Raw genomic sequence first — 21,940 nt, 5'->3', positions numbered from 1 at the left:
ACCATGATGTATGAAAGGGTGACATGAGATAATTATATATGTATTTTTCGAAACCAGTTGAATTTTGAATTATGAAATAAGATTTATCGTTACTAGACATCATGGGTTTAAGTTCATCAACATATTTTTGAACTTGCAATCTCGATTCAAGTAATTTTTTATCAGGTGATATTCCCTCAATGTCTTTTCTAATTTGGCTAGATGAAAAAAATGCTAAAATAACAATTGTCGTTAATATGGTAGTTAATTTTAATTTTTCATTTTTCATTAGTGAAAAATACATTATCATGGATACAGATAGCCAGGCAAAATAGTAAGATGCTGCGTATCTCTCAAATGAAGCTAACCTAACTCCTTCATATTCTGAGAAAAACACCAAATAACAAAAGAAAAGAAATACAACGTAAGCAATAGAACATATAAATGAGTAAATTAAACTAATGAAATTGTCAATTAGAACAGTAAGTTTTCTGTTTATCAACAATAAAAATAGGCTTGATAAATTAAAAAACACACAAAGTAATGTTATTCCAAATAGGGATAGATTTAATTCCTTTGATGATAAAACAAAGAAATTTGTTCGAAAAACTCTTTCTAATAGGGCATTTACTGTAGCACCAAATCTATCAACTAATGGATGCCTCATATACTCAGTTAATGATGGCACAATAGTGTCAACAGAGATTTCATGGATTGAGATATAAAATGACCATGATTTATATCCTATTGTTACAATGACAATTGAAACTAAAAAATATAAAAATGAATCAGATAATTTCCTGGCTAATTTGCGTTCGCTTGAATTTATGTAACATCTTATAGAGTAAAGTCCGGCTATAAAAAATGCAAATACTAAACCCACTTGTTTAATAAGTGGTAAGGTGAGTAATAAAACTAATAATATTATAAAGTTATTGGTGTTTTTTTTAGATGTTATCGCGAAGGATAATGCAGATGCAAAATAAGCTCCAAGGAGTCCATCAACATAAATATGGGATAGATCATATCTAAATGAGTAGAAAACCAGTATTAATAATGAGATGTATAAAATTGATATGATTTTCTTTTTAGAAAAACAAGATGCTATAAATGAAAAACATGATATAGTAAAAGCTTGCTGTATAGCTAAGATAAATGGTTCTGACCAACCTTTAAAATATAAAAAGAAATATTGAAGAGTTTGCTGACCTGGTGGATACGTTTTAAATTTTTTATAGATAGGAGTATCTAAAGTATAAAAAAAGTTTGAATCAAAAATGGTTTTTATACTAAATGCCCAATATGAAAACTCATCCCAGCCAGTAAAGAGAAAGTTCTCAGAAATAAGAAAGGATGGGGCTGACAGTAATATAATAACAATAAATATATTTAAGTAAAAATTTCTATCTAAAGATTGTTTTTTTTTGTTCCTTTTCTTATAAAAAGAAATAACACCAAGTAATATCATAATTATTGATATAGATAAAACACCTATGGATAAAAAACCAATAATTCCAAAAAAATAACACCAGATTATAATTATACTAAAAGTTAATAATGGCGCCTTATATAAGTCAATTTTTAATTTGTTAATTAAAAAATAAGAAAATGACATAATTGCAAATGCTAAATATAATAATTTGAGTAACTCTGTCATTTTATGATCTCACAGAAAGAATAATTCCGATACATATAAATAATACGCCTATTATATATTGAGTGTTAAATTTTTCATCAAGAAATAGATAACTTCCAATTGGTACGATTATAAATGCTAAAGCCATCAAAGGGTATGCTTTACCTAACTCAATTTTTTGTAAAACCCATATCCATGCTATTGTTGTCATACCATAAAGAGTAAATGCAGAAAACAACATTATTAATGTTTCTGTAGCAAACAAGCTTCCTGTTTTGTGTAAAGCAATGGAAGTTAGTTTGAATAAAACTTGTCCAACGGCAATTCCAACTACACAAATTATAGCAACAAAATAAAACATTATTTATACCTATTATGGAATGGCCTCTTAGGAACATTATCTACATCATGGCCAATGAAAGCCAGTATAAGCTGTAGCCCTAATATGATTGGTAATCCGGATAGCATCACAGTTCCAGATGTCGCGGGAATCCCAGAGTCCATTGTATGAACCCAGGTTATTACACCAGTGACTACACCAAATATAAAAAAGCTTAAACCGATAGGTAGTTCAAGAGATGCTAATGACATATCTCTAAGATAGTAATTATAAAAAATACGCTTAAAAAAATTTCGAGTATGTTTAAATAAAAAATCCCCAATAATCTTTGATATTTTTAAGTTGCTTTCTTCGTCTTCGTATTTCGCATTCATGGGAATATCTACAACAACAGCTTTAAGAGTGTTTAATCTAAAAAGAATATCTGATTCGAAGAAATAACGGTTGCTTATTTTCTTTAAAGGAAGATGAGCGACCACATCACAATGGATTGCTGTGTAACCGTTTGTTGGATCGAATAAGTTCCAATAGCCGGAAGATATTTTTGTCATAAATGAAAGGATTGCATTGCCAAATAGTCTTATTTTTGGCATTGTTGTTATTTTTTCTAGATTAAAGAAACGGTTACCTTTAGTATAATCAGCCTCTCCTGCAATTATTGGGGCTATGAAATTAGGTATTAATGACGGATCCATTTGACCGTCGCCGTCTATTTTTACAACTATATCCATACCATCGATCAAGGCACGAGAATATCCATGCATCACTGCGCCACCAACACCTAAGTTTTCCTTATTATAGAGAACGATAACTCGTGGATCTTTACAATTCCTTTCAACAAACTTGCCTGATAAATCAGGGCAATAATCATCAACAACATATATTTTTTCAACCCTAGATCCTATGTTGGTGATAACATCTAATATGTGTTTCTTCACCTTGTATGATGGAATCACGACTGCAACCTTCATTCTTGGTTCCTTTATTATTAACGATTATGTTTTTGATTGGTTTATTATTTCAATACCAATCTATCATCTATTGAGTATGTGAAATGTAGAATAAGGTGATATGTAAATAAACAATGGGTCATAGCTTTCAAAGGATTGTAATGATGTTTTTCAATATATGAGCCAGTGAATTTTTTATGAATTTCTATTGAATGTGAGAACGAATTGTTCTTCTTGCCAATCGCTTGAAATAGATGAGCAAATTGAGATTTTGCTGCGTTATGCGTTATGCGTTATGCGTTGGGTAAGATTTTGTCTACTAAGATACTTTCTTGGTTCGATTTCTCTGGTGCAACATTCGGCCCGAGTACAAAATGTTTTGCGCGCGTCAGGCATGCTAGAACCCCAGCCTTCAATCAGTAGCACTTGGGCTTAGCTTTGTTTTATCTTTCGGTTTTACGAGAAAGCTCAGGAATAAAGCTGCTGATGATGCCATAGATAGTGAAACAGCCAATATTGAGAGCCTGAACGATATTACAATAATTCAGGTGCCGCTCAAATCGGAGTCGCAGACTTCAAAACAAATGTCCATAGAGGTCTTATATTTCTTTTTTATGCGTTATATCCGGTTCTCTGGAGCTACGAAGAATGAAATAAACGTGTTCGGCATTAGATAGGAATCGCCGCACAGAAGTGAGAGCAACCAGTAATTATTAGGCAGCATGATGATTTGGTGTAATTATTTTCGCCAAAAACCAATTATGTCTTATCATCATGCCGCAGACTACCTTAACAAATATACATTTTGACATTCCCGAAAAACAAAAAGCCTACATTTCGTAAACCCATTGCTTTGCTGTTTTATCACCAGAGTGGAAAAACTTTTGCATAGTTTGGATCAAAAGGGCCTTCTTTAATCTCCATCATTAATGCTTTGGATGAAATGCATTCAACGCTATGTATATCCTTAGGAGCAAACTCAACCACGGATACCGGTGTATCAGGGCCAACAATGAAAGTTTGGTTGATTTTTCCATCAGTTCCGTATAAACACACTTTAACCTTGCCTTCCATAACGACAAACATTTCCCACTGGTTGGCTAGCTCATGATAGTGAGGTTCAACATAACTTCCTTCAACCATTGCAATAAGTAATCGTTGAACCTTTTCTTGATGAGAAGTATGTAATAAATAATGAGAACGCTTGCGGTCAGAAAGATGTGCTTCATCATATATTTTTTGCAACAGGACATTGTCAATTAACAGCATTTTCAGCCTTTAATATAATTTCAATGAGTTGTGCAGCAGATGTGACAGAGAATTGTTCTTTTAGAAGTTGGTGAGCCCTACTCCCTAGTTTTTTCCGTAATTCCTTATCCAGAAATAGGTTTTGTGCAGAAGCGAAAAGCTCGTCATCCTCACCATTAATATGAATGAACCCCGCTTCGTTACTGTTTATTACTTCTAAGAGATCATTACCTGCATTCACGCTGCCAAGAATAGGTAAAGCCTCTGTCATGTATCCTAGTAATTTTCCAGGAAAATTATGGGAGGAATGATATGCTGAAAGAGAAAACAGGCCTATATCAACTTCTTTGAGGATATATTTAAACTCCTGCTGATTTACTGATGGTAAGTAGCTGAAGTTTCTTAACTTCCATTCTTCTGCGAGAGATTTAATCAATTCAACTTCTTCTCCTTGGCCAATAAAAAGAAAATGAGCTTGCTCATGACACTGCATATTACGAGTCAGACGCATCAAATTAGCCATATCTTGAGCATGGCCAATATTTCCACCATAAAAGAATACAATTTTACCTTGAAGTTTAAGGCGATCACGAATAGAGATATAATCTTTTCCGTTCTGAAATAGAGGAGTAGGACTAGCCCAATTTCTCAATATTTCACAAGTATGACCTTGATTTACTGAAAGGAACACTTCAAGATTTTTTTCAGACATTAAGCCAATGCGATTAGCTTGATTGTAAGAAAAATGTTCAAAGATACGGAAGTATTTTGCTATCATCGATCCTTGTTTCAACATTCCTGCATCAATAATCCATTGAGGGAATAAATCACGGAGAATTAAGTATGCGGGACAATGACAACGTTTTTTCAACTTGCGAACTAAACTTCCCCAAAAAATAGAGGGAGAGTAGTAAATAATACCATCAAAAGTGTTTTCATTAACTAAGTGACGAATAGCTTTCCAAGCTCGATAAGAAAGTAGTGTTTCATTTATAGCCCGGAAAAATCTACTAATATCCTTGATAGGGCCATTTCTAAAACGCCAGATAGTAATTCCATCTAACGTGACGATGCTTATTTCTTGTTTCTGCCGAAAATCTGGCGTGATAACAGTAATATTATGTCCTCTGGAGCGTAGTTCAACTGCTAGTTCATGAAACATTTTAGCTCCGATGCGAGTACTATAAGGTAAATAATCATCAATGATTAAAACAAGATTCATTAATATTCTTTCCAGACAACTCGCTTAACATAATCTGTGTAGGAATGAACTATTCTGACAACCTTATCAGAAACATTAGGCATACTATAATCATAAACTTGGCGCAGCAGGCGTTCCTCTCCGCGAGACTGTGATTCAAGAATAGCCAATGCTTGTAAAACACGATCGCATTCTAAACCAACCATCATCACTGATGCTTCCTCAAAACCTTCAGGGCGTTCATGAGCTTCGCGAATATTTAGTGCTGGGAAGTTCATAATCGAAGACTCTTCAGTTATCGTACCACTATCAGATAACACTGCACGAGCATGTTTTTGTAAATGATTATAGTCGTGAAATCCAAGTGGTTTTAATAACTGAATATTTGGATGAAATTCTATACCGTAATCGTTGATACGATTACGTGTACGTGGATGTGTGGAAACAATTACAGGTAAATTATATTTTTCAGCAATTATATTAATAAGCTGGGAAAATTTAGTGAGCTGTCGTGGAGAATCAACATTTTCTTCACGGTGGATGCTAACAACAAAAAAATTCCCATTGCGAAGATTTAGTCTATTTAATATATCTGAGTTGTCAATTTGTGGCATATAATGTGAAAGCACTTCAAACATAGGGCTTCCGGTTTTAATTACTCGGTCGGCAGGAATGCCTTCTGCTAATAAATAATCGCGAGCAATATCGCTATAAGTGAGGTTAATATCTGCTGTATGATCAACTATGCGGCGATTAATCTCTTCGGGAACTCGCTGATCAAAGCAGCGATTACCTGCTTCCATATGAAAAATAGGTATTTTTCTTCTTTTAGCTGGTAGAGCAGATATACAGGAATTAGTATCGCCAAGGATAAGCATTGCTTCAGGTTTTTCAGTTTGCAAAACTTCATCAATTTTAATAATTACTTGACCAATTGTTTCAGCCGCATTCTTTCCTGCTGCATTAAGGAAATAATCCGGTTTACGTACACCAAGATCATTGAAGAATACTTCATTTAGTTCAAAATCGTAATTTTGTCCCGTATGTACAAGAATATGCTCACAATATTGATCTAGTTTTGCTAGTACACGTGAGAGACGAATAATTTCAGGACGAGTTCCAACCACAGACATTACTTTAAATTTTTTCATTATAATGACTTCGCTATTGTATCTGGAGATTTTCGATCGAATATTTCATTTGCCCAAAGAATAACTATCATTTCATCATCACCGATATTAGTAATATCGTGTGACCAACCAGGAACAGTTTCAACTATTTCATAATTTTCATGAGAAACATTAAGTTCATATTTTTCACCAGTAATGACATGTTTAAATTTAAACTTGGCCTGGCCTTTGATGACTAAAAATTTCTCATTTTTAGTGTGATGATAATGTCCGCCTCTGGTAATACCCGGATATGCGGTAAAAAATGAAAATTGGCCTGTTGAAGGAGTTTTAAGCATTTCACAGAAAAAACCTCTTGTATCACCATATATTGGAATCTGATAGCTAAATTGTTCTGGTCGTAAATAACTTAACCAAGTTGAATATAAGGCTCTGGTAAATCCCGTCCCTACATTTTCAGTAATCAACGTATTACGGCTATTTTTAAAACGATAAATAAGATCTGAAACTTCTCCGATTGTTGTATTATATTCTGGCGTAATCTTCAGATAACCTCTGTGATATTTTTTCTGTAATAAATTAATTAATTCGGAACAAAGATCATCAATGTAAATTAATGTTACTGTTGTTAAGGGATCATTAATCGTAATGTCCAAATTGTTTGCAATATTATAGCAGAAAGTAGCCACGAATGAATTGTAATTTGGCCGACACCATTTACCAAATACATTAGGGAAGCGATAAATATAATAATCTATATTATTAGTTTCGCCATACTCTTCTACCCATTTCTCTGCTTCTGCTTTACTTATGCCATAGGCATTATCCCATTCAGCTTGTGTTGAAGAACTCAGCATAATGGGCGTTTTTATATTTTTCTTGGCGAGGTAATTAACAATCTTTTTTGTTAACTTGCTGTTGACTTCAGTGAATTCTGTTTCATTTTTCGGTCGATTACTCCCGGCCAAATGGAAGATAAATTCGGCTTTTTGTAAACCTGAGATAAGGTCTTGTTCAGAGGTATTACGATCAATTTTTATTAGGTCTGTAAAACCAGCTTCTTCAAGACGCAAGCAGAGGTTGCTACCTATAAATCCTTGAGTGCCAGTGATAAGTATTTTCATATCATGCGTCCAGTTCGTATTCTTCACCAGCACACAAAGCACGGATGAATGATAATTTAAGAAGCAATTTTTTCATACATTCAGTATCCAAGCGCTGTGTATTATGCGAATTATAATCTTTGACCTCTGAAATACGCTTGTCACCATGTTCAACATATTTACCATAGTTAAGATCACGCAGATCTGGTGGAACTCGATAGTAGTCACCCATATCCTCTGCGGCAATCATTTCTTCTCTACTGAGAAGTGCTTCATATAATTTTTCACCGTGACGTGTACCAATAATATTGATTGGATGTTCGTTAACGTTCAATAAGTCTTTTAATGCGATTGCCAATGTTTCAATTGTAGCTGCTGGTGCTTTTTGAACAAAAATATCACCATTGCTTCCATGTTCGAAGGCGTATAGTACTAGATCCACTGCATCTTCAAGTGTCATCATAAAACGCGTCATATTAGGATCTGTTATTGTCAGAGGCGTTCCAGAACGAATCAAGTCGACAAATAAAGGAATCACAGAACCACGTGATGCCATCACATTTCCATAGCGAGTGCCACAAATGATAGTTTTGCTGCTGTTTAAGTTACGTGATTTGGCAACCATCACTTTTTCCATCATGGCCTTAGAAATTCCCATGGCATTAATAGGATAAACAGCTTTATCAGTACTGAGGCAAACAACGCGTTTAACTTCATTTACTATTGCCGCTTCAAGAACATTTTCAGTACCAAGAACATTCGTCTTTACTGCTTCCATTGGATGGAATTCACAAGAAGGAACTTGTTTAAGAGCTGCTGCATGGTAAATATAGTCAACTCCACGTGTAGCGTTAAGTATACTGGAGTAGTCGCGGACATCACCAATATAAAACTTTAACTTAGAGTTATGATATTTCTTACGCATATCATCTTGTTTTTTCTCATCACGAGAAAAAATACGAATCTCTTTAATATTCGTATTTAGAAACCTTCTTAATACTGCATTTCCAAAGGAACCTGTACCACCAGTTATTAACAATATTTTATTTTTGAACATATAATAATCTCTTACAACAAATCAAAAAAGTTTTTCCAACTACTAGTTTTTTCTTTGGGTATATTTAAAATAGGAGAGCAAACATCATTAATCTTTAAGCTATATTCATTTAATATTTTTCTACACCAATCATTTTCATTATCAAATATAGCAAATGATACGCCATTATAATTAACTAGAACTTCTCTAGCATAGGGTAAATCACTACAAATTATCTTTTTTCCTAATGATGCAGCCTCTAAAAGAGGCATACCAAATGTTTCGAGATAGCTAGGGAATAAGACAACATCTGATAGAGCATAGTAGTTTATCAGAGATTCATAATCAACATAGCCTAAATACTCAACTTTTCCTGAAAGTCCTAGTTGGCTAACTAATTTGTCAAACTTTAGGTACTTTCCTTTATTAAAAGTGACTTGAAACTTAAAGTTTTCAATAGGTAAAATAGCTAATGCTTTAAGTATTACTAAATGGTTTTTGTATGTCATAGGTGTTGCGGGATATAACAATCGAAAACAATCGCTTTGATCATCTTCTTTACATAAGAGTCTTCTTTTTTTAGGAAGAATAAAATCTGGTCTCATTACATGAATGTTATTTAATTTGACCTTATTATTTTTTTGTAACGCTAGTGCCATCCAATTTGTTTGAACAACAAATATAGTTTCTTTCTTTACATATCTAAATATAAAATAACTATAAAAAATCTTGTACAGAAAGAACTTAAATGAGAAACTATGACGATTTAAAAAATTTATATTGCTAAATGGTATAGATTGATGAAGATAAATGATTTGCCTTTCTTTTACATTTATACTTGTGTTCTGTAATGAGATGATATCACTAAAAAGTATAGATTGATGCTTAATGGTTTTAGGTAAGATATATGAATCCCATAGGATTCTTTTCAACCATCCCATTTTTTTTACTTTGATTAATTGTACATTTTTATAATCATCAAAATCAATATCGTCAGGAACATAGCATATAAACTCTCGGCTAGAAAATTTAGTACCTTCTAAGAATTGTTTCAGTATAGTCAAAGCTCCGCCAGTTGAAAGAGCTGTAGCGTTAACTAAAATCTTTTTATTCATAAATTTCGCTATTATACGCAATTAACTTGAAGATGCAGGAATTAAAGTCTGGAAACTATCTGTCAGTCGGATAGTCAATTCCTGTGCTTTTTCTGGTAATGTAACATGAAAAAAATGATGAAGTGTTTCACGGAAGGTTTTCGCATCCGGGAAATAGACGTTATTTCGCACTTGTTCGTTCACGTATTTCCATAATCGCTCAATGGGATTGAGATTCGGGCTATAAGGCGGCAAATAATGCAACTCAATATTCAGGACTTCTGCGAAAAATTGCACTATTTCAGAGCGATGGTAACCGGCTCCATCCAGAATAATGTGAATTTTTTTGCGAAAGCTGTAGGTTTCCCGTATTGAGCTAAAAAAGACGACACTTTTAGCGTTAATACTCGAATATTCACGAATCATGGTATTTTCAATCCGCGTTAAATTGAGAGCTCCAATCACGTTTAGGCGGGTTTGCCCGCCCGTGGTTTCGACCATTTGGACAGGTTTCTTCCCGGATTTCATCCAGCCGTAGCTTAATTTGGTGGATCGTGAAGGATGTACGGTATCAATAAACAGAGTCGGCTCATTTTCACCTATTTTGTTTTTCAGTGCGTTGTCGTCACCAATAAATTGTTGCTGTTTACCTGCATCGAATTTATAAGGAACGCACATCGGCTTTTTATAACTGAATCCATGACGGTGAAGCCATTTCATCATCCCTGCGACGGTGAAAGTAACCTGCCCCCGTGCCCAGACATAGGCCACAATTTGCGCCGTGGTGTGCATCAAATTTGCCGTCAGATACTCAACCAATTCTGTGGGTTGTTCGGCAAACGGCTTTCAGAACCCCCGTTTTCAGAGGAGAGCTTTTCCTGAGAGAAGTGCTTTTTCAGATGATGGCTCACCGTACTTTCATTAATCCGCAAGATCTGAGCAATCACCTGAGCAGTCCAGCCTTCTGATGCCAAAAGCACGGCCTTGATGCGGTCATATATTCGGCTATCACGAGTCGTATCATGCATCAATTTGAGGGCTTTTTTTGGTCTTCTGTCAGATGAATTTTCATGGTCGCTAGCATGATCTGATTGGGATAAAAAATCAATTATCTTCAATGACGACAGGTATAATTATTGGAGATATGACCGCCGAATATATGTTTGTGATTACCTTTGTCAGAAAATTTATTCATCAACTTGAATTTAGTTGGTGTCCATATAGCTTATTTATAAAAACCATTACCATATTGTAAAGTTTTATCTATAAATTCCATAGACTGAATGGTAAAATAAAAAACAATTAATAATGTTGGTATATTTAAACCTTTATTCCGTTGAGATGAATAATAAAGATATATAAAGAAATGGAATATAAATATTCTATTTGCTCCCGCAATCAAATCGAATATTATCAATATTATTGTTATAAGCAGATAATTTAAATTAATTTTTCTTGTGCAATATATAGATAATAACCATAAAATAAAAAACTTCCAAATATTACCATAATCATTTTCTCCTTGATTATAGTATGCATTTAGTTTGATTATTAAAAAATCCCATGAAAATATAAAAAAAACAACAATTAATGTGATTGCGATGAGTTCTAATTTTGAGACTTTCAATGATGTGATTTTTTTAATGAATGAAGTCAAGTACATTGTAATATAAATAATTAACATTTGTAAATGACCAACAATAGATAATGCCATTAGTAATATGTTTTTTTTATTTGATTCAAACAGAAATGAAAAATATAAAAAAAAGAATATAAAACCGAATTTGAGCCTTTCTGCAGATAAATATAATATTAAAAAGTAATAAGTTGTAGTGACAAGAAAAATTGCTAATATAGGGTGTAAATTTATTGATTTAGAATATCTTAAAAATGAAAATGCCAACACAGTGTTTGCTAAAGAAATGGATAATTCTTTTGATAGCAAGTAGCTTGTTAGTTTAATATAAAAAAAGTAGACTACTTCATATTTATTTAATACTTCAGAGTAATAAGCATAGCTAGATGGGAAGTCAAGTCTTTTTATTTCTTTATACCATAAAATATAATGATATTGGTCTCCATTAATATAGTAAGGAAGAAGAATTGAAGATAGTGTAAAAACGATTATGCAACTTAATGCAACACTAATAAAATAAATTTTTTTGTTTCTGAATGTCATGTGTTATTTAACCTGAATTTCGTTTAAGAAAGGAAAGGAAAAATGAACTAAGTGCCGGAGGCACGATCAAATTTTTATCGCTTTGGGACAAGGCTATGTTAAGAAAACGTTTTTTGCTAGAGACCGTCAATGACCAATTGAAAAATATTTCTCAGATAGAACATTCAAGGCACGGGAGCGTAGTCGGCTTTTTACTGGAGGTTGTATCAGGACTCATTGCTTATACCTTCCAGCCGAAAAAGCCGAGCTTAGGTTTACGTACCCATGAAATTGCGGTGCTTAAACAAAACTGAGGTAAAGTAACCATAGCCTGGGGATCTCCACGATTTTATTTTCTAAGCAAAAACTTTGATCGTGCCTCCGGCACTTAGTTCATTTTTCCCTTCCTTTCTTAAACGAAGTTCAGGTTATTACTGCAATCTTCAACATAATGATTGCCTATCTTTTCAACACGCTTACCTACCTTTATAGGTAAAAATCCATCATCGTTAGGGAATGTATATTCCCTGTGACTCACGATATAAACCTTCATACAATCAATAGCCTTCAGACTTAAAATTAATGCGAATCATCATAATATCAATGAAATAAACATTCACGAACATAACTTTTATTGAAAATAAATTAAGTGATATTAGTTTAAATATAAACATGCAAGAATGTAATTATATTTAAATTCAATCGCCATTTTACTCTGTGCTTTCTAATTTCCAACTTTCACACATTCTTCTAAACATATTTTCGAGATCCATTGATGGTTCCCAACCCAGGTCTCGCAATTTATCTGAATTTAGCTTTAATTTAACTGTGGGAGCGTAGCCATAATTACTCAAATCTTCAGGAATTCTCACTTCAACTTTAATTTTATTGTCTGCTAATTTTTCATTAACCAATCTCGCCATATTAATGATGGTGCTATGATTATGCGCAACATTATAGCTTTGTCCTTTCTCGCCTTTAAATAACAGTAAGAAGATTGCATAGACAGCATCTGCGGTATAACAATAATTCCCTTCAGACTCTCCTGTTGTATGCAGGACAATATTGGTGTCATTGAGCGCGCTCTTCGCAAACTGAGCAAATACGCGATTATCAGAAAAGGGAACTCCAGCCCCAAATGTTTGAGCTAATCTTGCGCTGCACACGCTAAGATCATACTGCGCGGCATAAGCATTACATAAAGATTCACACACTCGCTTACTCTCAGGGTAGCAGCTTCTCGGTTTGTTCAAATCGATGTAACCTAGTTTATCTTCCGTTACATTGCTAAACTCATCAGTAACCTGTCCATAGTATTCCATTGATGATATGTAGACCATTTTACAGTGAGGATGAGCTTTAACATAGTCAAGAAGGTTTTTAGTGCTTTCAAATGCTGTGAACAGCACGCCCGTAGGATTCTCAACCATCTCTTTGGATGCAGTAATACTTGCCGTATGGACAATGAAATCAACTTTCTGCTCAAGATTAATCGGCTCCAGTAAGTTCGCAGTCACAAATTCCAGATTGGTATCGGATATGAAGTCTGTGAAGGTGTTCCTGGCTTTCTCTGTATTACGAACACTTGCCAGCACGTTGATATTTGTGCCTAAAGCTTTATTAGCATATAGCATGCTTTTAACAAGAAATGACCCTACTAAGCCTGTAGCCCCTGTCACCAGTACGGAAGAATTCGAGAAATGGCCACTTTTAAAAATTTTAGCTGCAATAAATTCAAGGTCTTCTAATAAAATGGTGTCTCTAATCATTTTTCATTCTCACGCTTGAAACCATAAAGTTGTTCATCTTCTTCTAAGGAAAACATCGCTTTTGCCAGATAAAAATCTTCCTGAGTTGTAATTTTAATATTTTCAGAACCACATTCTACGATGTGGAAATCAGATTCAGGGAAATAATGCTTCACAATGGCACAAGAATCTACAAACGAAAAATCATTGTCTACAATTGCCTTGTGATGAGCAGATTTTAATAATTTAAGATCGAAAGCCTGAGGCGCTCTGGCTATGTAAGATACTTCGCGTTTTAACACTCCATTGATTTTATTATCTTCAACGGACACTAATGTTTCTTTTGCCTTTACACAAGTAATTGCAATTTTTTTAGTTTGAGCAACAGCAATATTTTCTTTAATTAGCTTACTTGTAATAAACGGACGAACACCGTCATGTACCAACACTACCCCGTCATCTAATTCTCCCAGCCCATTGTAAATAGACTGTTGCCCAGTTTCGCCCCCAGAAACGACCTTTTTGACCTTAGTAATGCGATATTGTTCAAGCAGTTTCTTTAGATAATCTTCCCAACCTTTAATAATTACAACGACAATGTTATCAATAGCATCGCAATTTTCAAAAACTTCTAAGGTATGAATAATAACTGGTTTTCCATAGATTTTTAAAAATTGTTTTGGCAGGTTCCTCGAATTCATGCGAGATCCAGTTCCACCGGCAAAAATAACTGCGTGATTCATATAATCTCCTAATTTTTTATTAACTTTTTTTTATTTGATTTAGTACCGATAAGATAAACATTTCCTTCATAATCAGCAGCATTAAGAAATAACAGATGAAAAACATACTAGCGCTTATCAAGAAAACAATCACCTCGCTATACTGGAGATAATTATTTAAACATATAGAAAATATGCTAGCCAAACCCAGACTTATTATCAGCTTAATATAATTAATTTTGCCAAAAAGTATGTAGCTAAACTTTCTTAAAACATAAATCTGAATTAAAAGAATGCTAAGCTCAGCAATTGCAACTGAAATTGCAGTCCCCACAGCACCTAAGCGGGGAATGAGTACTATATTCAATGCCATATTAATAATGGCGGCCCAAACAACAGAATAGCAGAGGTATTTTTCTTGTTTTAACGGGATCAACATTTGGATTCCCGTTAAATTAGATATGCCGACAATAAATATAATAACAGAAAGGACTTGGAGTGGTACAACAGAACCTTCATAGGCTGAACCGACCAGAATTAGCACTGCTGACTTTGCAAAAAGTATACAAAATACCACAAGAGGCAGTGACATTATAAATATAAACTGCATAGATTTTTCTATTACGTCATTGAATTTATCTTGCATATTATTTTCGACGTAATAGCTTAAACGAGATAAAAGCACAGCTCCAAGCGAGGTAATAATACTCACCATTACGTCTTTTATACGATAAGCAGCACTATAATACCCCACTTCCTCATTACCTTGCATAAAACCTAACAAAGCAACGCTGACATGCACGTAAAAAGCTACAGCTATAGTGATTATAAAAAATATGGCCATTGGCTTAATATGCTTTTTAAGGTCATATTTTGCATAACGTTTAATATGAATTATATTTTTTAAATTATATAAATTAACAACACCTGAACCTACAGTGGCAAAAATGATAATAAATGCATATATGCTATAATCTTCGGGTGATTTAATAAAAGTAAAAATAAGAAAAAATGCAATTAATTTAAAAATAATAGAGCGAATTGTAATATAAAAGTATTGTTCAACACCTTTATATAGCCATTCGACACCAACAATTGTAAATAAAATATTTACACCAGAAATAAGAAACAACTCTTTCTCAACATTCAACTCTGGAACAAAATAAACTCCTGTTAAATAGAGAGCATAGACTATCACCATCAAAAAAATATTAATAGCTAGAATTTCTTGAACTGTTTTGGAGAGTTTTTCCTTGTCATCTCTCACTTGGGCACAAGCCCGAATGCCATAATTTGTCACTCCAAATGCAGCCAAAATTGTGAAGTAAGATACAATAGAATAGGCGAAAGCTACCTTGCCTGTACCAACCGGGCTCAGAACACGCGATACATAAGGAAAAGTAATCAACGGAAACAAAAAGTTCGAAACCGTTAGAAGCATGTTCATTGCAAAATTAAATTTTAACGTTCTTATTCTCATGATTTTTATTTAAATAAATTATCTTTATACTGACCTAATCCATAATAACCCAGGCATAATAGGAAAGGATTGAACTCTGGCGACATTAACTGTGGATCAGTCATTGAGTGAATAAAAATAAATATCAAAACAACACCAAAGTAGTTGTCATTTCGTTTAATAATATCTTTACCAATTTTAGTATAGGCAAGCATTACCAGGAAATAAATAATTTCCCATAAACTAAAAGCAATTGCACGTAAGCTGAGTTAATATAAAATAATTTATTTGTTTTATTTGTTTTATTTGCATCCAATATTGAGACAAATTCAATTAAATTACCAAATGGTTTAATTCCATATAATTCAAACCCCCGGTCATGACATTAATTTATTGAGTCGTGTATAGTATGCCTATTTGGAGAACATTCCGATGGCAAAGATTGATGTGGCCTGCCCATCTTGTTGTGCAGTGAAAGGAATTCATCGAAATGGGCGTTCCCGCTCAGGTCATCAACGTTATCTTTGCCTATCCTGCCGCCATTCTTGTCTTGGCAACTGGAATTTACTTATACCGCCTGTCGCCCTGGTACACATAAGCAAATTGTCGATATGGCGATGAATGGCATGGGATGTCGGGCTACAGCACGTGTCATGGGGATTGGCCTGAATACTGTACTTCGCCACTTAAAAAGCTAAGACCGAAATCCGTCACGGAAGTCATTATTCCCGGCTCCGAAGTCATTGTCTGTTGCGAAATGGATGAACAGTGGTCATATGTGAAATCAAAGAGTCAACCTAGTTGGCTCTTTTATGCCTACGACAGGATAAAACGCAAGGTGATCGCTCATGTTTTTGGCCCAAGAACAAAGAAAACATTGATGCGCCTGCTGGCGTTACTTGCTCCTTTCAAGATTGTGATCTACATGACCGATGGCTGGAAAAGCTATGAGAAAGCGTTAATCGGGAAACTCCATGTGGTCAGCAAACGTTATACTCAACGTATAGAGAGACATAACCTGAACCTTCGCCAGCATTTGGCAAGATTAACCCGCAAAACATTATCTTTTTTAAAATCCATTGAAATGCATGATCGAATTATTGGGCATTATCTGAACATTCACCACTATCAATAAATTGGGAGCATGACCAACGGAAGGGTAGTGTATTCAAAGTGTTGATTGGCCTTAAACGTAATATTTTCTTTCAATGAAAGTGCCAATAATTTTGTCATGCATTTCAGGGGATTTTAAATAACCCAACGTTTTCCGGTTTAATCGCTTAGTGCGATTACGCAGGGTCAGATTTTCACGCTCAATACGTTGTATAAATACAAGCATTAACTTAATAGTAGACATCTAATTAATTCCTAACTTACTTAAGAGTTGAGATGTTGAATTTATATTTTCAAAAGAATTGAAACTTCGGTGCATTTTTTCGATATTCTCTCTATATATCCCAGGTACAAAACCTCTTATAGCGTCATATAATTCTTCAGATGTTTGGCAAACATCAAATCCCCAACTACGAATAGGAGTATAAAATCCCCTTATATCTTCATAGTGTTTAAGATCTGGTGCATACAAGAAGCATGGCTTAGCTAATAAAGAAAAATCCCAAATAGATGAACTGTAATCTGAAATTAACATATCCGAAATTAAAAGTAACTCTTGCATATCAGGATATGTTCTGACGTCACTGAAATTGCAACTTAAATCATTTTTTAATTCCTGACAGTGATGACTCCTTAATAATAAAATAGGTTCTTTATTAAATTTAGCTCTCACTGTTTCCAATATTTTGTTAAAGTCAGGAAATTCATAAATGCTACCATCATCACGCCAAGTTGGTGCGTATAAAATGATATAATATTTTTCGAGTGAATTTTCAAAATTATTTTTTATATTATTTATAAATTTTTCATTTGTTTTATTTCTAAGCAAAAATTCATTTCTCGGCATCCCTGTGTTTAAAATATTATTTTTGTATACTGAGTCCCTGATAAAATAGTCAGTAAAATATTGAGAATTAGAAATAAAATCAGTTATCGTACGATCATGTTCATTATCAAGTAATCTCTGCAATGCGTTTTTATCCTGATTTAACGATCTTCTTTTTTTATAAGCCCCTCCGCCATGCCAGGTCTGAACAAATCTTTGTCCCTTTCTGATAAAAAAGAAATGATTAAAACCATTATTGCTAAAGTAAAATTTACTTGTTATCACAGTATATAAATATCTAATTGAAAGATATTTAACTTTTTTTATTGAGGAATCCAAAAAGTATTTATCCGGTTCTTTAAATACCCAAACTAACTCATAATCATTATGATTGTCCTTAAGGAAATCAGATATATATTTAGGATTACAAGAATATTGCAAACCTGAATAACTCATAAATACAATTCTTTTATTATTTATAGGGAATAAATAAAAAGGTAGCAATATGATCTTTAGCAAATAATTAATTACTATTTTAAGTAAATCTTTCACCATTTTGAATTTCCTCTCGAACTTTGCACTGTAGTTATTAATAAAACGAAATTTTATCTTTATATCAATCCACTTATCGCTATCTGTAAACGAGATTTATTGGATTAAATCATTTTAGATTTCATGCAGTCACTAAGCCTGAAACACAATAAGCATTCGACCACGAATGCAGTTTTATAAAAAAACACGCTACCGCTCTTGGCTTAGCAGCTACCAGCGCTCTGAGTTGTTCCCAAATGTACAGGAGGCCTCGTTAACCCAAACGAGGCTTAAAGGCAATTGTCTTACCAAATGAATCCAGAAACAAGGAAAACTACCACAAAACGGGGTCAAAATTTGGTAGCTAACTTACTGTTATTCCATTATTTATATAATTAAAAACGGCAGTAACATCCTATTAGCGTCAAGTATCGCTGCTCAGAATGTTCACTGCCGCTATCATTTTTGAGTGTTTTAGTTTGAGTTTGATTTTAGGATTGATACTAAATGGGAAAGAAAGTTTTATGAAATATAAATTGTCATACGTAACCAAAGCTACCGCACTAGGTTACGGCTCCCAGAGTGCCTGTTGTGTGTAACAATTTGACTTATCCAATTAATATAAAAGTAATTTTCTGCTTAACAAAAATTAACATATCAACAATTTGTGTTAAGCAGCGACGAGATTAGTCCCTCGCCGCATTGAGGTCAAGTATAATAGATTTTTTCTTTAATTGTTACATCTTGTAACTAACTAAATTTCAAGGCGAAAGCCGCCTATCTTATCTTCCATGCAATGGCAGCCAAATCATCAACCGTAGTCCCCCCAATGGGCTATCTTCTGCTTTCACCCAGCCGCGATGATGGCTGACTGCTGTTTCAACTATCGCCAACCCTAATCCGGTTCCACCGGACTCTCTATCCCGAGCTTCATCCGTTCGATAAAACGGGCGGAAGATATGTTCGCGGTCTTCTGGGCTGACTCCTGGTCCATCATCATCAACGCTAATCGTCACGCCTTGGTTATCTGCCGTAAATGCAACGGCGATATGGTTGCTGGAGTAACGCAGTGCATTGCGGACGATGTTTTCCAGTGCGCTGCCGAGTGCGGCCGGGTTACAGTAAATTATCCAGTTTCCGGGAGGTGATACGATATCCAGCGTCTTGCTCATCTGCTCGGCTTCAAATTTCGCATTTTCCAGGATGTCAGACCATATATCGTGGGCTTTGATATTCTCGCGCAGTAACTCGTTCTTATGTTGATTGCGGGAAAGTACTAGCAGGTCATTAATCATGCCATCTAAACGTTGGGTCTCTGTTTCGATACGCCCCAGCTCTTTGCTTTCACCGTGACGGCGGCGTAGTAAAGCCGTCGCTAATTGTAAGCGGGTAAGTGGTGTACGTAGTTCATGGGAGATATCGGAAATCAGCCGCTGTTGGGCGGTGACCATCCTTTCCAGTGCACTGATCATCTGGTTGAAACTACTGCCGGTCGCTAAAAACTCTTGTGGGCCGGATTCCAGCTCAGGGTGTTGCCGTAAGTTGCCTTTCGCAACGTCATCGGCGGCGTTTTTGAGTTTACGAGCGGGTTTTGCCAGGCTCCATGACAGCCACAAGAGTAATGGCGCACTGATTAACATGGTGGCCGCAGGTAGTAAAAATGGTCGGTCAAACATCAAATTAATAAAATCTGATTGTGGGCTGCCTGCTGGTCTAATGATGTAAAGGTGGTAATGGTCTTCTCCATCACGGACAGAAAAAGGGCCGAGTATTTCCGAACGGCCATATTTTTTCTTTTTAGGGTGATCTGCATTATCGGATTGGCCGATAAAGTTGCGGATCACTTGTTGTTGGTGGGTCGGGGTATTGATGTCACTGATAAGCCCTTCACTGGAGACGAGGATCAGGCGCTGGCCTGGTGGAGTCCACAAGGCAATAGCGCGATCCAGACGTAGCCACCAGAATAGGTCATTCCCAGAGTCGTGTATTAATTCTTCTTCTACTTGTTTTGCCAGTTTTGTTCCCAATTGATATTCACTGTCCAAAAGAGGCGTTAACTGCCGTGAGTCCAGTTTGGGCGCCATTAAGGCGATCATCAGGACAAGTGCGAGCGTGAACCAAAAAATTGCGAATATACGGGCCGTCAAGCTATTGATCATTTTGAGGAAACCATTAAGTATCCACGGCCGCGTAATGTCTTAAACCATGGTAGTCCATCTGTTCTGTTTGGTAATTTACGGCGTAGATTCGAAATATGCATATCAATAGCCCGATCAAAAGGTGTTAAGCGTTTTCCCAATACTTCCTGGCTTAAATGTTCACGGGAAACAACTTGTCCCAAATGTTGTGCGAGTAAATAAAGCAGGGTGAATTCCGTGCCAGTGAGATCTAAAATCGTACCACCAAAACTGGCTTCCTGGCGTCCGGGGTTAAGTTGCAGTTTATCGATCTCCAGTATCGGTGTTCCAACGTCAGCTTGTTGTTCACTCCAGTTGGAACGGCGCAAAATGGCACGTATACGGGCGACCAGTTCACGATCGTTAAACGGTTTGGGGAGATAGTCATCCGCTCCCAGTTCTAATCCCAAAACGCGGTCTAAATCGCTGCCACGAGCCGTTAACATGATAACGGGGGTCTGATGGTATTGCCGTAGCTCTTTCAGCGTCTCAATGCCGTTCTTGCGCGGCATCATGATGTCCAGCAACAATAGGTCAATTGAAGAATCTATGTATTGTAAAGCCTGTTCGCCATCGTAGGCGATGACAACATTGAATCCTTCCATTTCGAGCAATTCTTTTAATAGCGATGTCAGCTCGCGGTCATCATCAACTAATAAGATTTTATGCATTAATTCTTCCTCCAAGAGCAAAATACGATAACAAACTTCGCTATTCCATGACTTTACGTTCTTTTACACGCTCTGACGCTAGTTTGCAGCCGTAGGGTTATAGTTATCCGCACTGAATCGAATGCTGCTGTTCGAGAAAGCGAGGAAATTTAATGCGTAACATAGCAATATTGGCTTTAGCGTCAATGATTGTCGTCGGAACAACGGAAGCTTTAGCTAAAACTGCTGATACGGATCATATTCCTGAGGTTAGTTCCTACACTCCGCACCCATATTGTATGTCATATGGTTATAAGAGGAATTTTAATCATCATCGGGATGGTCAATATAACTATAGTTATATCTTCGGTGGAATAGCGTTAACTGAACAGCAACGTGAACAGATGTGGAATTTAGTCAAACAGCAGCATCAGTATGAGCAGCCGCTGATTGATATGCGAACTGAGCATCGTAAGTTGAATGCGCTTTTGACAGCAGAGGATTTTGATGAAGCTGAGGTTCGTTCGCAGCTTGAAAAAATAGCCGAAAAGAATGTTGCTCTGAATGTAGAAATTGCGCGTGTTAGTAATCAGGTTTATCAACTGTTAACACCCGAGCAGAAAGAGCTGCTAAAAGATCGTCTAAAAAAACGAATACGAATGTGACGCTCGAAAAGTGAACTGACTTTTTGTTACGCCGTAGCAGCAATAACGATTTTCCTTGCCATAGACACCATCCCTGTCTTTCAGCCCCCTTGAGGGGCTTTTTTTTGTCATAAATTACAGTTTACTTGCATAAACTGGCCTTTTTTTATCTAATCCGATGAATGATTTCTACTG

At 35.4% G+C, this 21,940-nt stretch carries 18 protein-coding genes and 4 pseudogenes; 3 read left to right on the top strand and 19 right to left on the bottom strand.

Going from position 1 to position 21,940, the window contains the following annotated elements:
- The 12 genes and pseudogenes from AAY47_RS08155 to AAY47_RS08105 all read right to left on the bottom strand — a co-directional run.
- The coding region (locus tag AAY47_RS08155) for a hypothetical protein (protein ID WP_047768680.1) at window positions 1–1,636 on the bottom strand (1,636 nt) is incomplete at its 3' end.
- A 1-nt stretch (window position 1,637) separates the two neighbouring features.
- A complete protein-coding gene (locus tag AAY47_RS08150) occupies window positions 1,638–1,976 on the bottom strand; it encodes an EamA family transporter (protein WP_047768678.1) in 339 nt (112 codons plus the stop codon).
- Window positions 1,976–2,926, bottom strand: a complete 951-nt coding sequence (locus AAY47_RS08145) for a glycosyltransferase family 2 protein (protein ID WP_047768676.1) — start codon at window positions 2,924–2,926, stop codon at window positions 1,976–1,978. Before AAY47_RS08145 ends, AAY47_RS08150 begins: the two co-directional genes overlap by 1 nt.
- Before the next feature lie 44 nt (window positions 2,927–2,970).
- On the bottom strand, window positions 2,971–3,147 hold the full coding sequence (locus tag AAY47_RS23270; RefSeq protein ID WP_369813288.1) for an IS1 family transposase: 177 nt from the start codon (window positions 3,145–3,147) through the stop codon (window positions 2,971–2,973).
- A gap of 622 nt (window positions 3,148–3,769) precedes the next feature.
- Window positions 3,770–4,174, bottom strand: a complete 405-nt coding sequence (locus AAY47_RS08140) for a WbuC family cupin fold metalloprotein (protein WP_047768675.1) — start codon at window positions 4,172–4,174, stop codon at window positions 3,770–3,772.
- Window positions 4,161–5,375 (bottom strand): glycosyltransferase family 4 protein, encoded by a 1,215-nt coding sequence (locus AAY47_RS08135; RefSeq protein WP_047768673.1) that lies wholly within the window; start codon window positions 5,373–5,375, stop codon window positions 4,161–4,163. Before AAY47_RS08135 ends, AAY47_RS08140 begins: the two co-directional genes overlap by 14 nt.
- Window positions 5,375–6,505, bottom strand: a complete 1,131-nt coding sequence (gene wecB / locus AAY47_RS08130) for a non-hydrolyzing UDP-N-acetylglucosamine 2-epimerase (RefSeq protein WP_047768671.1) — start codon at window positions 6,503–6,505, stop codon at window positions 5,375–5,377. The genes AAY47_RS08135 and wecB overlap by 1 nt, the downstream gene beginning before the upstream one ends.
- The gene (gene wbjC / locus AAY47_RS08125; protein WP_047768669.1) at window positions 6,505–7,608 is read right to left on the bottom strand and encodes a UDP-2-acetamido-2,6-beta-L-arabino-hexul-4-ose reductase; all 1,104 of its coding nucleotides are present in this window, start codon (window positions 7,606–7,608) and stop codon (window positions 6,505–6,507) included. The genes wecB and wbjC overlap by 1 nt, the downstream gene beginning before the upstream one ends.
- 1 nt (window position 7,609) lies before the next feature.
- Window positions 7,610–8,644, bottom strand: coding sequence for a UDP-N-acetylglucosamine 4,6-dehydratase/5-epimerase (gene fnlA, locus AAY47_RS08120; protein ID WP_047768667.1), 1,035 nt, complete (start codon window positions 8,642–8,644; stop codon window positions 7,610–7,612).
- Between the two features lie 11 nt (window positions 8,645–8,655).
- Window positions 8,656–9,738, bottom strand: a complete 1,083-nt coding sequence (locus tag AAY47_RS08115; RefSeq protein WP_047768665.1) for a glycosyltransferase — start codon at window positions 9,736–9,738, stop codon at window positions 8,656–8,658.
- Window positions 9,739–9,759: 21 nt separating this feature from the next.
- A pseudogene (locus tag AAY47_RS08110) lies at window positions 9,760–10,789 on the bottom strand (IS630 family transposase).
- Between the two features lie 153 nt (window positions 10,790–10,942).
- The gene (locus tag AAY47_RS08105) at window positions 10,943–11,896 is read right to left on the bottom strand and encodes a hypothetical protein (protein ID WP_047768663.1); all 954 of its coding nucleotides are present in this window, start codon (window positions 11,894–11,896) and stop codon (window positions 10,943–10,945) included.
- A gap of 74 nt (window positions 11,897–11,970) precedes the next feature.
- Here AAY47_RS08105 and AAY47_RS08100 point away from each other — a divergent pair.
- Window positions 11,971–12,189, top strand: a pseudogene (locus AAY47_RS08100) (transposase); the annotation flags it as partial.
- A 396-nt stretch (window positions 12,190–12,585) separates the two neighbouring features.
- Here the strand turns inward: AAY47_RS08100 and AAY47_RS08095 are convergent.
- Genes AAY47_RS08095 through AAY47_RS08085 form a run of 3 tightly spaced genes read right to left on the bottom strand, consistent with a single transcriptional unit; the run spans window position 12,586 to window position 15,792 of the window.
- Window positions 12,586–13,644 (bottom strand): NAD-dependent epimerase/dehydratase family protein, encoded by a 1,059-nt coding sequence (locus AAY47_RS08095; protein ID WP_047768659.1) that lies wholly within the window; start codon window positions 13,642–13,644, stop codon window positions 12,586–12,588.
- On the bottom strand, window positions 13,641–14,366 hold the full coding sequence (locus AAY47_RS08090; RefSeq protein WP_047768657.1) for an IspD/TarI family cytidylyltransferase: 726 nt from the start codon (window positions 14,364–14,366) through the stop codon (window positions 13,641–13,643). The genes AAY47_RS08095 and AAY47_RS08090 overlap by 4 nt, the downstream gene beginning before the upstream one ends.
- Window positions 14,367–14,385: 19 nt before the next feature.
- Window positions 14,386–15,792, bottom strand: coding sequence for a flippase (locus tag AAY47_RS08085; RefSeq protein WP_255334737.1), 1,407 nt, complete (start codon window positions 15,790–15,792; stop codon window positions 14,386–14,388).
- Between the two features lie 444 nt (window positions 15,793–16,236).
- Here AAY47_RS08085 and AAY47_RS20545 point away from each other — a divergent pair.
- Window positions 16,237–16,939: pseudogene (locus AAY47_RS20545) on the top strand (IS1 family transposase).
- A gap of 51 nt (window positions 16,940–16,990) precedes the next feature.
- Here the strand turns inward: AAY47_RS20545 and AAY47_RS08070 are convergent.
- The 4 genes and pseudogenes from AAY47_RS08070 to cpxR all read right to left on the bottom strand — a co-directional run.
- Window positions 16,991–17,137 (bottom strand): annotated as a pseudogene (locus AAY47_RS08070) (IS1 family transposase); the annotation flags it as partial.
- Window positions 17,138–17,161: 24 nt separating this feature from the next.
- On the bottom strand, window positions 17,162–18,298 hold the full coding sequence (locus AAY47_RS08065; protein ID WP_047768649.1) for a CDP-glycerol glycerophosphotransferase family protein: 1,137 nt from the start codon (window positions 18,296–18,298) through the stop codon (window positions 17,162–17,164).
- Between the two features lie 758 nt (window positions 18,299–19,056).
- A complete protein-coding gene (gene cpxA, locus AAY47_RS08060) occupies window positions 19,057–20,433 on the bottom strand; it encodes an envelope stress sensor histidine kinase CpxA (RefSeq protein ID WP_047768647.1) in 1,377 nt (458 codons plus the stop codon).
- Entirely contained in the window at window positions 20,430–21,122 is a 693-nt protein-coding gene (cpxR, locus tag AAY47_RS08055) for an envelope stress response regulator transcription factor CpxR (protein ID WP_047768645.1), read from the bottom strand. The genes cpxA and cpxR overlap by 4 nt, the downstream gene beginning before the upstream one ends.
- Window positions 21,123–21,274: 152 nt before the next feature.
- On the opposite strand from cpxR, the gene AAY47_RS08050 reads away from it, so the two are divergent.
- The gene (locus tag AAY47_RS08050) at window positions 21,275–21,766 is read left to right on the top strand and encodes a Spy/CpxP family protein refolding chaperone (protein WP_047768643.1); all 492 of its coding nucleotides are present in this window, start codon (window positions 21,275–21,277) and stop codon (window positions 21,764–21,766) included.
- Window positions 21,767–21,940: the final 174 nt, after the last annotated feature.

Origin of the sequence: Xenorhabdus griffiniae (genome assembly GCF_001028135.1) — a bacterium.
GTDB classification, from domain to species: domain Bacteria; phylum Pseudomonadota; class Gammaproteobacteria; order Enterobacterales; family Enterobacteriaceae; genus Xenorhabdus; species Xenorhabdus bakwenae.
Note: the sequence above shows the minus strand (reverse complement) of the source record. Positions and strands in the feature narration are given on the sequence as shown.

Coding starts and splice junctions, on each gene's coding strand:
- AAY47_RS08150 (WP_047768678.1), bottom strand. CDS start 1,976: ATGTTTTATTTTGTTGCTATAATTTGTGTAGTTGGAATTGCCGTTGGA.
- AAY47_RS08145 (WP_047768676.1), bottom strand. CDS start 2,926: ATGAAGGTTGCAGTCGTGATTCCATCATACAAGGTGAAGAAACACATA.
- AAY47_RS08140 (WP_047768675.1), bottom strand. CDS start 4,174: ATGCTGTTAATTGACAATGTCCTGTTGCAAAAAATATATGATGAAGCA.
- AAY47_RS08135 (WP_047768673.1), bottom strand. CDS start 5,375: ATGAATCTTGTTTTAATCATTGATGATTATTTACCTTATAGTACTCGC.
- wecB (WP_047768671.1), bottom strand. CDS start 6,505: ATGAAAAAATTTAAAGTAATGTCTGTGGTTGGAACTCGTCCTGAAATT.
- wbjC (WP_047768669.1), bottom strand. CDS start 7,608: ATGAAAATACTTATCACTGGCACTCAAGGATTTATAGGTAGCAACCTC.
- fnlA (WP_047768667.1), bottom strand. CDS start 8,644: ATGTTCAAAAATAAAATATTGTTAATAACTGGTGGTACAGGTTCCTTT.
- AAY47_RS08115 (WP_047768665.1), bottom strand. CDS start 9,738: ATGAATAAAAAGATTTTAGTTAACGCTACAGCTCTTTCAACTGGCGGA.
- AAY47_RS08105 (WP_047768663.1), bottom strand. CDS start 11,896: ATGACATTCAGAAACAAAAAAATTTATTTTATTAGTGTTGCATTAAGT.
- AAY47_RS08095 (WP_047768659.1), bottom strand. CDS start 13,644: ATGATTAGAGACACCATTTTATTAGAAGACCTTGAATTTATTGCAGCT.
- AAY47_RS08090 (WP_047768657.1), bottom strand. CDS start 14,366: ATGAATCACGCAGTTATTTTTGCCGGTGGAACTGGATCTCGCATGAAT.
- AAY47_RS08085 (WP_255334737.1), bottom strand. CDS start 15,792: ATGAACATGCTTCTAACGGTTTCGAACTTTTTGTTTCCGTTGATTACT.
- AAY47_RS08065 (WP_047768649.1), bottom strand. CDS start 18,298: ATGGTGAAAGATTTACTTAAAATAGTAATTAATTATTTGCTAAAGATC.
- cpxA (WP_047768647.1), bottom strand. CDS start 20,433: ATGATCAATAGCTTGACGGCCCGTATATTCGCAATTTTTTGGTTCACG.
- cpxR (WP_047768645.1), bottom strand. CDS start 21,122: ATGCATAAAATCTTATTAGTTGATGATGACCGCGAGCTGACATCGCTA.
- AAY47_RS08050 (WP_047768643.1), top strand. CDS start 21,275: ATGCGTAACATAGCAATATTGGCTTTAGCGTCAATGATTGTCGTCGGA.